A 14,144-nucleotide genomic window follows, 5' to 3' on the forward strand; every position below is an offset into this window, starting at 1 on the left:
GTCTCAACACTCGTTGTTTTTTCGTTGGCGTCAGTCATCTCGTTATGGCATTTTATAAACTTAACTCAGTGATCCGGATGGATCGCATCCATATCAGTCAGGGGGAGGCGGCGCGCGGACCGATGCTGCACTGGGTCAGGCTGGAGAATGAGCGTATCGTGGAGTACCACATCTCGGCGCCGACGGAGTGGCGACGACGGGCGGGAAGATGCGGGTATCTGAAAATGAAACGACATTGCGACTGCAGGCCACGTTGGCTGGACGCCATCGACCCCTGTGTCGCTTATGAGCTGAGGCTGCACTGATGCATGAGATATCGTTGTGCCAAGGCGTGTTGAGGGTGATCGAGGAACACGCGGCGCTGCAGCAGTATGTCCGGGTCAAAACCGTCTGGCTGGAAGTAGGCGCCTTGGCCGGGGTGGAGCTGGAGGCGCTGCGTTTCGGTTTCGATGTGGTGATGAAGAACTCTATCGCCGCCGCCGCGCAACTGGAGATCATCGAGCGCCCCGGCCGCGCCTGGTGTCTACAATGTATGAAAGAGGTGCCGGTGCAACGGCGTTTTGACGCCTGTCCCGATTGCGGCGGTTATCAGCTGCAGGTCAGCGGCGGGGAGGAGTTGCGGATCAAAGAACTGGAGGTGGAGTGATGTGTGTGACATGCGGTTGTAGCGGTGGCAACGAGATTGGGGGAGTGCACATGGATGACGGACATCATCATCACCATGCCCGCGCCCCCCATCTCAGCGCTGCGCGCAAGGTGCAGATCGAGACCGATATCCTGGCCAAGAACAACGCCTATGCCGCGGCCAACCGGCGCTTCTTCGCCGCGCAGGATATTCTCGCCCTTAACCTGGTCTCCAGCCCCGGATCGGGCAAGACCACGCTGCTGACCCGTACCATCACCGATCTGCGGGCGCAGCTGGAGATGGCTGTGATCGAGGGCGACCAGCAGACCAGCCACGATGCCGAACGCATCCGCGCCACCGGCGTGCAGGCCTTGCAGATCAATACTGGCAAGGGTTGCCATCTGGACGGTCACATGATCGGCCATGCCTTGGAAGAACTACAGCCGTCGGGCGACAGCGTGTTGTTCATCGAAAACGTCGGTAACCTGGTCTGTCCCGCCGCCTTCGATCTGGGCGAGGCGCACAAAGTCGTTATCCTGTCGGTAACCGAGGGGGAGGACAAGCCGCTCAAGTATCCCGACATGTTTGCCGCCGCCGATGTGATGATCCTCAACAAGGTCGATCTGCTGCCCTATGTGGCGTTCGATGTGGATCAATGCGTGGACTATGCCCGCCGCGTCAATCCAAATATCGAGATCCTGCAGCTCTCCGCCACCCAGGGCCTTGGTCTGGATGGATGGTACGGCTGGATAGACGCGCAGCGCCAGACGTTGGCGCAGGCGAAGGAGGCCTGATATGTGCCTGGCCATCCCCGCCGAGGTGCTCACTATCAGCGCTGACGGTGATACCGCCCTGGTCTCTTTGGGCGGTGTAAAAAAGCAGATCTCGCTGGCCCTGGTGGAGGCAGTGAAGGTGGGGGACTATGTGTTGATTCACGTCGGTTACGCCCTCAACACCATCAGTCCGGAAGAGGCGCAAAAGACCCTGGACTTGTTCGCCGAGGCCGGTATGTTGGAGCATGCGCAATGAAATACATCGACGAATTCCGCGATCAAGGGGCGGCCCGCCACATCGCCCTGGCCCTGCGCAAAGAGGCCCGGCCGGAGCGCCATTACCGTTTGATGGAGTTCTGTGGCGGCCATACCCATGCCATTTTCCGTTACGGCGTGCAGGACCTGATGCCCGACAATGTGGAGTTCGTCCACGGCCCCGGTTGCCCGGTATGTGTGCTGCCCATCGGTCGTATCGACGAGGCTATGCAGTTGGCGCAGAGACACGGCGTCACCCTGTGCACCTACGGCGACATGATGCGCGTGCCGGCCGGGCAGCGGCGCAGCCTGATGCAGGCCAAGGCCGACGGCGCCGACATCCACATGGTCTATTCCACCCAGGATGCCCTCAAGATCGCGCGCGACAATCCGGACAAACAGGTGGTGTTCTTCGCCATCGGCTTCGAGACCACCACGCCGCCCACGGCGGTGGCCGTCAAACAGGCCGCGGCGGAAGGTTTGCAAAACTTCAGCGTATTCTGCAATCACGTGCTGACACCTGCGGCCCTGGGGGCAATCCTGAACGCACCGGAGCCGGTGGACATCGACGCCTTTCTCGGCCCGTCCCATGTCAGCACCGTCATCGGTAGCCGCCCGTATGAGCCGTTCGCCGAACACTACGGCAAGCCCATCGTCATCGCCGGCTTCGAGCCGCTGGATGTGATGCAATCGGCGCTGATGGCGGTGCGCCTGCTCAATGAAGCGCGCTGCGTGGTGGAGAACGAATATACCCGCGCTGTCACCCGCGACGGTAATACCAAGGCGCAGGCGCTGGTGGACGAGGTGTTCGAACTGCGCGACAGCTTCGAGTGGCGCGGCCTGGGGCTGATCCCGGAGAGCGCCTTGAAAATCCGGCCGGCATATGCCGAGTACGATGCCGAACGGCGCTTCGCGGTCAGCGCCGAGCCGGTCACCGATGTCAAAGGCTGCGCCTGCCCCGACATCCTGCGCGGTCAGAAAAAACCGGTGGAGTGCAAACTGTTCGGCAGCGTCTGCACGCCGGAAAATCCCATGGGTTCGTGCATGGTCTCATCGGAAGGCGCCTGCGCCGCGTACTGGTCCTACGGGCGTTTTCGCGGTGAGCAGAAAAACAAGGCGGGCGTGGCATGAGTCCCCGCCTGAACTTAGCACACGGCGTGGTGGATATGAGCCACGGTGGCGGCGGCCGCGCCATGGCCCGTCTTATCGAGACGCTGTTTTTGAAACATCTGGACAACGAGCTGTTGCGGCAGGGCAATGACCAGGCCCGCTTTGCCGTCGCCGCCGGGCGCATGGTGATGAGCACCGACGCCCACGTCATCGCGCCGCTGTTCTTCCCCGGCGGCGACATCGGCAGCCTGGCGGTGCACGGCACGGTCAACGACGTAGCCATGTCAGGCGCCACACCGCTGTATCTCTCCGCCGCCTTTATATTGGAGGAAGGCTTTCCCCTGGCCGCATTGGAACGCATTGTCATCAGCATGGCGAAGGCGGCGCGTGACGCCGGGGTGGCCGTGGTCTGCGGCGATACCAAGGTGGTGGAAAAGGGTAAGGGCGATGGTTGCTTCATCACCACCGCCGGGCTGGGCGTGGTGCCGGAGGGTGTCAACATCTCCGGCGAGCGCGCCCGGCGCGGTGACGCCATCCTGGTGAGCGGCAGCGTGGGCGATCACGGCGTGGCCATTTTGTCCAAACGTGAACACCTGGAATTCGATACCGCCATCGAATCGGACTCCGCCGCCTTGAACGGCCTGGTCGCCGACATGGTGCGCGCCGTCCCCGATATCCATTGTCTGCGTGATCCCACCCGCGGCGGCCTGGCCGCCACCCTCAACGAACTGGCCAGGCAATCCCGGGTGGGTATGCAATTGCAGGAAAGCGCCATCCCGGTGCGCCGGGAAGTGGCTGCGGCCTGCGAGCTGTTGGGCTTGGATCCACTGTACATCGCCAATGAAGGTAAACTGATCGCCATCTGCGCCGCCGAGCATGCTGATGCTCTACTGACGGCGATGCGCCATCATCCCCTGGGACGAAACGCCGCCGTCATCGGCCGGGTGATTGAGGATGATCATCAACTGGTGCAGATGGAAACCGCCTTCGGCGGCCAGCGCGTTGTCGATTGGCTGTCGGGCGAACAGCTGCCGAGGATCTGTTAGCCCGCGCGTCGATCGGGACCTGCATTTGGATGTCGCCGACAGGCGCCTAGGTCCCGTAGATATCTTCTTTGAAGCGCCGCTGAATTTTCTCTATTTCATCTTCGTTCTTGATCAAGGCGTTGACACAATCGCTGTCCAGTTGTATGCCCGCCACCTGTTTCAGCCAGGCGAAGGCGGCGTCATTGCTCCAGGCCTCTTTGTAGGGACGTCTGCTGGTTAAGGCATCGAACACGTCGGCCACTGCAACGATACGGGCCTCCAGCGGTATATCGGCCCCCTTGTGCTCCCTGAGGTATCCTTGTCCGTTTATTGCTTCATGATGAAATTCGGCAATATTGCGCAGCATATCTACATGTTCGATAGTCTCTAGACCGAAGTTGGCTAACAAGCTGTCGATGATTTCCCGGCCTTTTTTTACGTGGGTTTGCATTATCAGTTTTTCTTCATCAGTGAGCTTGCCGTTTTTCAACAAAATATTATCCGGGATGCCAATCTTTCCGATGTCATGCAGAGGTGAAAACAAAAATATGTGTTCGATGAAGTCGTCGTCGAGATGGTGCGATTCCGACAATTCGGCGGCGATCAACTTGGCATACCGCGACATGCGGTCGAGGTGGCTGCCGGTTTCCGAGTCACGTAGGTGGGTGATTTCGCCGGTGGTTTTGAGTGCGGCTGCCAGTGTTTTTATATTGGACAGTTCATTGATGACCATTAAGCTGAGTAGATGGCCGAAGATGTCGAGATGATTCATGTCCTCAGGCGCGAATACATCAGGTTCATGACTGTTGAAAAATATAAAACCGAGCAATGCGCCTTTGTTAAACATGGGCATGGTATAGCTGGCTGCATAGCCATGACGACCGATACGGGGACGGTGGGTCGAGTTTTCCTCCTCTTGAGTGACCGTGTTGCTTATTACATTTGGCTGGCCATCTGTTATCAGCGCCTGCAAGTTTGGTACGTCTTGTAGATAGCCATGCTCATGCCCGGGAAGCGAGGATGCCTCACCGCTATGCAGATAGGCGTTCAGGGCGCCGGTTTTCGGGTCATAGAGGGTGATGGCGATACGGGCGACATAGGGGAAGTAGTGCGTTACCACCTTGTGCGCATGGACGAGTTTTTCATTTAAGGGGATGTCTTGATTGAGGGCTGCAAGGATGTCTTTGTGTTTTTTCATCTTGTCTTGAGCGTTCCAGGCTGGTTTGATCCGGAAATAAGTACCATAAAGAATTAATGGATATTGCAACTATTGGTGTCTATCTGCTCTGATCGGCAGGGTCAGCCGACAAGTTAACGTGTATTGAAAATATTCTTGCGGCCGGCCAGCCTTGAGTGTTTCGCCGTTGCTTCGCGGAACAGGCCGGAGGGGATGACGACCAAGTTCGAAATACAGACAGGGTTACCAGTATGTATAACAAAGCTCTCGATAAGGCGTTTGCGCTGGCTTTGCATTACGCTTGATGTCGGACACCAGTGTGTTTATTCTGAACCAGACCGTTGCCGCGGCTTCAACAGTATTGACCCGCTAAGGAATAGCTGAATGTCCCGCTCCTGGATCGTTACCAGCATCATCGTTGCCGTCATAATCTTTTGGGTGTTATCCGGGGTGTTCATTCCCAATGCTGATCCCCATGCGCAATCGGTGCCGCCGGCCGAGAATATAATCCCCAAGGTACGTGTACAGGTGTCCAGCGCCGAGCCGATGGCCAGCCGTTTGAATCTGCAGGGCCAGACCGTCGCTGATCGTAAAGTGACCCTCCGTGCCGAGACCCATGGGGTGGTGGAGGCGGTCTTGGTGGAACGCGGCGTGCGAGTGCAAGCGGGCGAGCTATTGGTGCGCCTGGCCATGGAGGATCGCCGCGCCAAACTGGTGCAAGCCAAGGCGTTGCTGGATCAACGTCAGGCCGAGTACGAGGCGGCGCAGCGTCTGCAGGAGGGGGGCTTTCAGGCGCAGACGGCGCTGGCCCGCGCCAAGGCGGAAGTGGCGGCGGCCCGGGCTGCGGTCGAGCTGGCGCAGCTGGAAATAGAACGGGTGAGCATCCACGCGCCGATTGCCGGCATCGTCAATCAACGCCATCTGGACGTGGGCGATTTTGTCGATCGCGGTGAGCCGGTAGCGACCATTGTGGATCTGGATCCGATTCGCATCGTCGGCCAGGTCTCCGAGCGCTTCCTGGATCAAATCCACCGCGGCAGCGCGGGTGAGGTGCGGTTGCTCGACGGTCGCACGGTGACCGGTACCGTCAGTTACGTGGGCGCCGTGGCCGCCGAACCCACCCGCACCTTTCCGGTGGAGCTGGAGATTCCCAATCCCGACGGTCGCATTATCGAAGGCGTGACGGCAGAACTGGCCCTGCCCATCCGCCAAGCGCGCGCCCACCGTGTGCCGCCGTCGGTGCTGACCTTGTCCGACAACGGCGCGCTGGGCGTGAAGGCCGTCAGCGACGCGAGCAGGGTGGTGTTCCATGAGGTCAAGGTGCTGGGCGATAGTCCCGAAGGGATTTGGCTGGGCGGTCTGCCTGATGAGATTCATCTGATCACGGTGGGCCAGGAGTATGTGCTGAGCGGCCAACGCGTCGACGCCGTGCCGGTGGGCCGGTTGCCCGCGGCGCAGGCCCGATAATGAAACTGATCGAGAGCGTCCTCGGCCATTCGCGCACGGTCATCGCCGCCCTGGTATTGTTGTTCATCGCCGGTAGTTATTCCTATATCTCCATCCCCAAAGAGGCCGAGCCCGACGTCGACATCCCCTTCATCATCGTCAGCGTGACCCTGGAAGGCGTCTCGCCCGAGGATGCCGAGCGCTTGATGATCCGGCCCCTGGAAGAAGCGCTGCGCTCCATCGACGGTCTGAAGCAGATGACCGCCTCGATCTTCGAGGGCGGCGGCAATGTGATCCTGGAATTCAGCGCCGGCTTCGATGCCGACGACGCCGTGCAGGACGTGCGTGAGGCGGTGGACCGCGCCCGGCCTGAACTGCCTGAGGCCACTGACGAGCCGGAGGTGACCGAGATCAACACCAGTCTGTTTCCCGTATTGATTACCACCCTGTCCGGCGACGTGCCGGAACGCACCCTGGTGCGCCTGGCGCGGCAGCTGCGCGACGAGATCGAGGGCATTCCCGCGGTGCTGGACGTGGCCATCTCCGGCGACCGCGAGGAGGTGGTGGAGGTCATCATCGACCCGCTGCTGGTGGAGAGCTACGGCCTGCAAGGCAGTGAGGTGGCGGCCTTGTTGTCGCGCTCCAACCGCCTGGTCGCCGCCGGTGATCTGGAGACCGAATCGGGGCGCTTCGCCGTCAAAGTCCCGGGGCTGTTCGAATCGGTGGAGGATATTCTCAACATGCCGGTCAAGGTAAGTGGCGATGCGGTGGTGCGCTTTCGCGACATTGCCGATGTGCGCCGCACCTTCAAGGACCCCAACGGCTTCGCCCGGGTCAACGGTTATCCCGCCGTGGCCTTGGAAATCAGCAAACGCACCGGTGAGAACGTCATCGACACGGTCGCGCAGGTGCGCCAGGTGGTCGACGAGATGAGCGCCAATTGGCCAGAGGCGGTTCGCATCGATTACAGCCAGGACCAGTCGGAATTCATCCAAATGATGTTGCATGATTTGGAAAACCACGTGGTTACCGCCGTGGTGCTGGTGATGGTGGTGATCGTCGGCGTATTGGGTTTTCGTACCGCGTTTCTGGTCGGGGTGGCGGTGCCCGGGTCGTTTTTGTGTGCCATCCTGGTGCTGCATCTGTTCGGCATGACAGTGAACATGGTGGTGCTGTTTGCCCTGATCCTGTCGGTGGGTATGCTGGTAGACGGCGCCATCATCGTCACCGAATACGCCGACCGTAAAATGGCCGAGGGCCTGGACCGGCGCGCTGCCTACATCGCCGCTTCAAAACGCATGGCCCTGCCCATAATCTCCGCCACGGTCACAACCTTGATGGCCTTCTTGCCCATGCTGTTCTGGCCGGGCATCGTGGGTGAATTCATGAAGTACTTTCCCATCACCCTGGTGGCCACTATGACTGCCTCACTGGTAATGGCGCTGATCTTCATTCCCACCCTGGGCGCTTACATGGGCCGTCGCGGTGCCAATGGTCGTGGCGAACTGAAGCGCCTTGCCGTGGCCGAGCAGGGCGATTTGAGCCAGATAGACGGCTTCGGCGGTTGGTATCTGAAAGTGTTGCGCAGCGCCTTGCGTCATCCGGGCCAGGTGTTGCTGGTCACCGCGGCCTTGCTGGTGGGTATTTGGCATAGCTACGCCATGTACGGCAAAGGCCTGGAGTTTTTCCCCGATGTGGAGACAGACTTCGCCGCCATCCTGGTTCATGCCCGCGGCAATCTGTCCATCTACCAAAAGGACGCATTGATGCGCGAGGTGGAACACCGTGTGCTGCAGTTGTCCGATGAATTCGACAGTGTCTATACCCGCACCGGCAGCGCCGGCGGACTGGGTTGGGAGGTGAGCGAGGATGTCATCGGTCAGATCTCCCTGCAGCTTGCGGACTGGGCAGAGCGGCGCCAAGCCAGCGAGATTCTGGCCGATATTCGAGAGCGCACCCAGGACCTGGCCGGGATACGGGTGGAGGCACGCCGCCAGGAGGCCGGCCCGCCGGTGGGTAAACCGGTGCAGGTGCAGCTGGCCGCGCGTGTCCCCGAGCTGCTGCCGGTGGCGGTGGAAAAGCTGCGCCGTTTTATGACCCAACTGGAGGGCTTGGAGGACGTGGAAGACGATCGACCGCTGCCGGGCATCGAATGGAAGCTGGCTGTGGATCGTTCCCAGGCCGCCAAGTTCGGCCTTGACGTCACCGCCGTGGGTGACGCCATCAGGCTGGTCTCCAACGGCCTGGTGGTGGGCACCTACCGCCCCGACGACAGTGACGACGAATTGGATATCGTGGTGCGTTATCCCCACCACCATCGCACCGTTAATGAACTGGACGACATCCGCGTAGCCACCGGCGCGGGGACGGTGCCCATCAGCAACTTTGTGCAACGCAGCGCCCAGCGCAATGTCGGCACCATCAATCGTGCCGACGGTCGCCGGGTGATGGCCGTGCGCGCCGACGTGGCCCCCGGCGTGTTGGCCGACGACAAGATCCGCGAAATCCGCGCCTGGCTGCAGCAGGGGGCCGATTTGCCCGCCGGAGTGAGTTGGACCTTCAAGGGGCAGGAGGAAGAACAAAAGGCCGCGCAACAATTCCTGGTGCAGGCCTTCTTCGTGGCGATATTCCTGATGGCCATTGTCCTGGTGACCCAGTTCAACAGCTTCTTCAGCGCCTTTTTGGTGTTGTCGGCGATCATCGTATCCAGCATCGGTGCCGTGGCCGGTTTGCTGCTTACCGGTCAGGCCTTCGGCATCGTGGTCACCGGAGTGGGCATGATCGCCCTGGCGGGGGTGGTGGTGAACGATAACATCGTCTTGATCGATACTTACGACCAGCTCAAACAAAACGGTGCCGAGCGCACCGATGCCATCCTGCGCACCGGGGTATTGCGTCTGCGGCCGGTCATCCTCACCACGGTCACCACGGTGCTTGGGCTGTTGCCCATGCTGCTGCGTCTGAATATCGATCTGATTAACCGCGACGTCGCCTATGCCGCGCCCATCACCGATTGGTGGGTGAGCCTGGCCACGGTGGTGGTGTTCGGCTTAATGTTTGCCACCGTGCTGACCCTGCTTATCACCCCATGCGCGCTGAAATTGCAGGCGGATTTTCACGCGTGGCGGCAGGCGCGGCGTCATGGAGCGGCGGCGGAGCGCTGACCCTCGCCTGATTCTGCATGGGCCATGCGGCGGCGGTCATTAATATTGAGAATGAAACCGTGTGCAGACGCGATAATCGAGGTGATTTCAGATCATGAAACGTCGGGCGTTAACGGGCCTGGTGGTTTTCTTGCTGCTGTTGACTGCAGTGCCGTTGCGGGCGACTGCTGAGGTCTCTTCGTCCCGGGACAAAACCGCGAGTGCCGGCGACGCCGACAGAACTATGGCGTGGCACGTTCAGGCCGGCGCCCTGGTATTGGCGTGGCCTGAATACGAAGGGGCTGACAAGTACGAGGTTAAGGCATTTCCCCTGATCGGCGCCGAGTACAAACGACGTTTCTTTATTAATTTTATCAACGGTGCCGGTATGTACTTGCTGAACAGCGGCGCGCTGCAGCTCGGTACCGGCGTGGCGTATGCCTTCGGCCGCGATGAGGATGATTCCGCCCACCTGCGGGGCTTGGGGCATATCGACGGCGGCGCCTTGTTCAATCTTTTCGGAGAATACACTAGCGGCCCCTATTCGCTCGGCGCCAAGTATCTTAATCAAGTGTCGGGTGACGATACTGGCTACATGGTGGAGGTAGGCGCGGGCTACCACAGCAGGGTCCGCGGCGACCTTATCCTTAAGTATGGGATGCAGGCAACGTACGCCGATTCGGACTACATGGCGTCGTTCTTCGGTGTCAGCCAGGCGCAGTCCCTGGCGTCCGGCTTGGTTGGCTACTCTGCCGCGGCCGGCTTCAAAAGCGCGGCGCTGCAACTGCGCAGCATTTATTTGCTGTCGCCCAAATGGGCCATGCAGGGTCACATCAAGCTCGAACGCTTGCTGGGGGATGCGGCGGACAGTCCGGTAGTGCAAGACGAGCGCCAAGTCAGCCTTGTGCTGGGACTGGTCTATCACTTCTGAGCCTGTTGCACCGAAGTGAATCACCCGGCCGCGCTATCAAGCGCCTTGCATTACGATGCCCCTGCGTTTTATTCGGGCCAGGGACGGGTCTGAAGACGTGCACCAAGCGGTCGATCAACAATACTCTCCTAGGGCGAGACGTGTTTGCGCGTGGGGTAGAGGGTGTCGATAGGCGGTGAGCCCGGGGCGCGTGCGCCCCGGTTTGATTTTTAGCGTGAATACGGCCAGCTAGGTTTGGCCGGGTCAGTCCCTCACACGTTCCACCACGATTTTGGCCACGGGATTGCGCCAATCCATCGTCGCGGCGACTAGATCGCCGATGCCGTGCACACCGCTGTGAATGTGCACAAAGCCCTCGCCGCTATCATTGGGTGAATAGCCTTCACCGCCCAGCCCTGCCACTGTTGAACTCAGTTCGTCATTGGTCTCGCTGCCGGCGTCATAGGCATTGGCGAAGTAGGTGACGCTGTGCCTTCCGCGCGGCAGGGGCAGGTCCTTAATGGCGAAAAAGGCGTCATTGGTGGCGCCGAGCATGGCGGCGACGCTGATTGAATTCGCGCCATGCTTGGCCTTGACCATGACGCTGGTGGACTGGCCTGGAAAGGTCATACCCATGGTGCTCACCTGGGCATCGCTGACCGCGTCCATGGACATAAGTTTGGCGGCCATGGGCTGGCCGTTGCCGGCTTCGGCCAACATGGCCAGTTCATCGCTGGGCGCCTGGCCGGCTGCGAAAAAGGCCAGGCCGTTGCGATGGACCGCGGCCATGGTCGGGGCGAAGGGTTGGCCGGGTGTGAGGTTGGTTACGCTCACTTTGTAGGTCTTGCCGGGGCCGGCGGCCTGGGCGGCGGGGGTGGCCAGCACCGCTGCGGACAGCAGGCATCCGATGAATATAGGGTGTGTCTTGCGCATGTCAGTTCTCCCTTGAATGTGGTCGTTGATTAAGCTCTGGACGCGCTTAGGCGTCGGGAAAACTATGCAGGCAAAATGTCACGGAAGCATCACGGCGAGATTGTATTTACTACTGGCGCGGAAATAATGAATACTCATCTGCCGAAACCGTTGGCCGCATGGGAGCGGCCATCGAGCGTACAGGGGCGTATTGACAGCATGTTTCGGAAAATGAATATTTTCTATTAGAGACGTGTTAGTACGTTATGGGACAACAATGCGAACAGGGGAGCGGGGGCGGAGCAGGATCTCTGGGTGGCTTCACCTGATCCGGATAAGCGGCTGGACGCTGGATGAAGTTTGTATGATTACCGGGCTACCACAGCTGACGCTTGCGCCAGTCGCGCACCAACAGCACCAACAGCACGATGGGCGAAATGGCGGTAACGGTCAGGGCGATACTCACGAGCATACTTAGAAACTGTTCTGAGATGATCATTGTGTTTTCTCCGGATTGACCTCTTGCAGTGTCGACCAGTCAAAGTCTTGCGGCCACCACCAGGTACTCGCCAGCACGACGACCATGGATACCGCCGCGCCGATCAAGGCGGCCACATAAAAGCCAATCAGGAAATACGAGGCCAGGCCAACGGCGGTGCCCAATACCATGGCCAGGGTCGCGCCGGTGGTGTTGGTCTGGCGCCAGTACAGTCCCGCCACGATGGGCCAGATGGTGCTGGCGACAAAGGCGCCGGTGAAGTACAACAACTCGGCCAGGGTCCCCAGGCGCGGCAGGCAGATCAGCCAGGTCGACAGGCCCAGCAGTACAACGATGACCTTGGCCGCCTTGCGCAGCTCCTGATCACTGGCATCGGGGCGCAAGTGACCGCGATAAATGTCTTGAGTGATCAGGTCGGTGGTGGCCGCGAGCAGGGAGTCGAGACTGGAGGCGAGGGCGGAGAACACCACGATAAAGACCAATACCGCGCCGCCCACGCCCAGCAGCTTGGCCGCCACCATGGGGCCGATCATGTCGGCGGCCGGCACATTGAGATCCAGCGCCGGGGCGGATAAGGCGACAAAGCCGGCCACGATGGGGATGGGCATCCACATCACGCCGGCGGTGAGATAGGCGGGAAATCCCACCTCTTTACGAAACGCGAAGGCGCGGCTCCACCACACGTTGGAGTGGAATATCTCGCCCACGCCGAACAATAGATTGTTGAACAGAAACATGATGGCGGCGGGCATTAACAGGTTGAGCAGCTCGGGACGTTCCTCGCGCACGGCGCTGTGGATGTCATCGAAGCCGACGTGTTGGATGGCCAGCCAGGCCAGTGCGACGATGCCGACAAGTATCAAGATGGTCTGAATAAAGTCGGTGCCGATGACGGCACGCAGACCGCCGAGCAGGGTGTACGCGACGCAGATGACCAGGATGACCGTCATCCCGAATTGATAGGGAATGCCGGTCAGGGCGTTGATCAGTACCCCGCCGGCCATGCCCAGACTGATCAACCAACCCAGGCCGTAAAACAGGGAGATTACCAAAAATACGCGCCAGGCGGTCTTGCCGTAGCGCAGGCGGATAAAGTCACCGCTGGTATAGCCGTGAGGCAGCAGGCTGCGTATGCGTCGCGCCAGCGGCGCGAACAGCATCAAACCAACCGAGCCCAGGGAATAGCCCACCATGCCCCAGATGCCCAGTTGCAGGGAGAGTTGCGGCGCCGCCATGGTGGTATTGCTGGTGACCCAGGTGGCCATGGCGGTGGCCACGCCCAGGGCCATGCCGACATTACGACCGGCCAACATGAAGTCCTCCAACTCGGTGGCCTTGCGACCCCAATACCAACCGAGTATGACCCACACGACGCTGAAGATGGCCAGGATCAGCCAGCCGATCTGCGGGTCCAGGATTGCGCTATTGACGGGGTCCATAATGTGCTCGATGAGTTAAGCGTGGCTTGATGAGAGGTCAGGCGTCGCGCTGTGCCTTGCGCGCGCCCTTGATGATGACGGTGACGGTCGCGCCGAAGACCACGGCGCCGGCGGCGAAAAAACTCAAGGCGCGGGATAACGGGTGATGGGCAACCGCGACACTGACCGGCGTGCTCCAGGGCGTGTTGCGACCGTCTACGGAGGCGCGCACCCGATAATAGCGTGTGCCGTCGCGTTGACCGCTGATGACCCGTGCGAGATCGGGCCCTTGGTATAGGCGTCGTGCGCCTGAAAACGTTTGCTCGCTGGATTCTTGAAGCTCGAATTGTGGGACCGCTGAGCCCGTCTGGGTGGGCAATTTCCAGCTGACTTGGTAATAGCCCCCCGTGGCGACTTCGGTATTACTGCTTATTTCCGGGGCGGGCAGACCTTGGGCGTGGCTGAGCGGGGACTGGGCCCACAACACTATGGCGAGCATGAGCGGGATAATGCCTAAGCCCCATTGCCTGATCCTCAATCTGTTGGGATTGAACGTCTGCTCAAGTGTCACGGTGTTTTCCTTAAGGTGTCATTACAATCTCGGCGGAAGCGTTTGTCGACGCAGCGTTTCAGTGTCTCACCCATAATTTAACTGAGCCACACACCTATGGTAGTGAAAAATATATTATGTTTTTTTACCCTAACATTGGATGGTTCACATCACAAGAAGCGGGTCTGCGCTTACGCGCCTCGCCGGTCTTGCCCGTGGAGAAGCGTGCTTGGTGCCGAGGCTCAATCTCGATTAGCGCGGTGATGGGCCGGGCGGGCACAAGAAGCGGAAAGACACCAAG

The 14,144-nt window shown here is 60.2% G+C and carries 13 protein-coding genes; 9 read left to right on the forward strand and 4 right to left on the reverse strand.

Annotated elements, in window-relative coordinates; all coding sequences use genetic code 11:
• Window positions 1-44: 44 nt before the first annotated feature.
• From Tel_07165 to Tel_07190, 6 genes are read left to right on the forward strand one after another with little or no spacing between them, the layout of a single operon-like run.
• On the forward strand, window positions 45-305 hold the full coding sequence (locus Tel_07165; protein ALP52950.1) for a hypothetical protein: 261 nt from the start codon (window positions 45-47) through the stop codon (window positions 303-305).
• Window positions 305-646 carry a hydrogenase nickel incorporation protein HypA gene (locus tag Tel_07170; protein ALP52951.1) on the forward strand — a complete coding sequence of 114 codons (342 nt, stop codon included), beginning with the start codon at window positions 305-307 and terminating at the stop codon, window positions 644-646. The genes Tel_07165 and Tel_07170 overlap by 1 nt, the downstream gene beginning before the upstream one ends.
• Complete coding sequence (locus Tel_07175; protein ID ALP52952.1) at window positions 646-1,419, forward strand: hydrogenase nickel incorporation protein HypB; 774 nt, start codon at window positions 646-648, stop codon at window positions 1,417-1,419. Before Tel_07170 ends, Tel_07175 begins: the two co-directional genes overlap by 1 nt.
• Before the next feature lies 1 nt (window position 1,420).
• Complete coding sequence (locus Tel_07180) at window positions 1,421-1,654, forward strand: hypothetical protein (protein ALP52953.1); 234 nt, start codon at window positions 1,421-1,423, stop codon at window positions 1,652-1,654.
• A complete protein-coding gene (locus tag Tel_07185; protein ALP52954.1) occupies window positions 1,651-2,784 on the forward strand; it encodes a hydrogenase formation protein HupD in 1,134 nt (377 codons plus the stop codon). Before Tel_07180 ends, Tel_07185 begins: the two co-directional genes overlap by 4 nt.
• The gene (locus Tel_07190) at window positions 2,781-3,809 is read left to right on the forward strand and encodes a hydrogenase expression/formation protein HypE (protein ID ALP52955.1); all 1,029 of its coding nucleotides are present in this window, start codon (window positions 2,781-2,783) and stop codon (window positions 3,807-3,809) included. The genes Tel_07185 and Tel_07190 overlap by 4 nt, the downstream gene beginning before the upstream one ends.
• 46 nt (window positions 3,810-3,855) lie before the next feature.
• On the opposite strand, the gene Tel_07195 is transcribed toward Tel_07190, so the two are convergent.
• Window positions 3,856-4,986, reverse strand: a complete 1,131-nt coding sequence (locus Tel_07195; protein ALP52956.1) for a phosphohydrolase — start codon at window positions 4,984-4,986, stop codon at window positions 3,856-3,858.
• Window positions 4,987-5,349: 363 nt separating this feature from the next.
• On the opposite strand from Tel_07195, the gene Tel_07200 reads away from it, so the two are divergent.
• The 3 genes from Tel_07200 (at window position 5,350) to Tel_07210 (ending at window position 10,485) form a co-directional block, all read left to right on the forward strand.
• Window positions 5,350-6,432, forward strand: a complete 1,083-nt coding sequence (locus Tel_07200) for a hypothetical protein (GenBank protein ALP52957.1) — start codon at window positions 5,350-5,352, stop codon at window positions 6,430-6,432.
• Window positions 6,432-9,575, forward strand: a complete 3,144-nt coding sequence (locus Tel_07205) for an acriflavin resistance protein (GenBank protein ID ALP52958.1) — start codon at window positions 6,432-6,434, stop codon at window positions 9,573-9,575. Before Tel_07200 ends, Tel_07205 begins: the two co-directional genes overlap by 1 nt.
• A gap of 223 nt (window positions 9,576-9,798) precedes the next feature.
• On the forward strand, window positions 9,799-10,485 hold the full coding sequence (locus Tel_07210; GenBank protein ID ALP52959.1) for a hypothetical protein: 687 nt from the start codon (window positions 9,799-9,801) through the stop codon (window positions 10,483-10,485).
• A gap of 243 nt (window positions 10,486-10,728) precedes the next feature.
• Here the strand turns inward: Tel_07210 and Tel_07215 are convergent, their stop codons facing one another.
• The 3 genes from Tel_07215 to Tel_07225 all read right to left on the reverse strand — a co-directional run bounded on the left by Tel_07215 (window position 10,729) and on the right by Tel_07225 (window position 13,792).
• Window positions 10,729-11,397, reverse strand: coding sequence for a hypothetical protein (locus Tel_07215; protein ID ALP52960.1), 669 nt, complete (start codon window positions 11,395-11,397; stop codon window positions 10,729-10,731).
• A gap of 474 nt (window positions 11,398-11,871) precedes the next feature.
• On the reverse strand, window positions 11,872-13,314 hold the full coding sequence (locus tag Tel_07220; protein ALP52961.1) for an urea transporter: 1,443 nt from the start codon (window positions 13,312-13,314) through the stop codon (window positions 11,872-11,874).
• Between the two features lie 37 nt (window positions 13,315-13,351).
• Window positions 13,352-13,792: a hypothetical protein gene (locus tag Tel_07225; GenBank protein ALP52962.1), complete on the reverse strand. Its 441-nt coding sequence runs from the start codon at window positions 13,790-13,792 to the stop codon at window positions 13,352-13,354.
• Window positions 13,793-14,144 lie beyond the last annotated feature (352 nt).

The organism is Candidatus Tenderia electrophaga, from assembly GCA_001447805.1.
Classification (GTDB): domain Bacteria; phylum Pseudomonadota; class Gammaproteobacteria; order Tenderiales; family Tenderiaceae; genus Tenderia; species Tenderia electrophaga.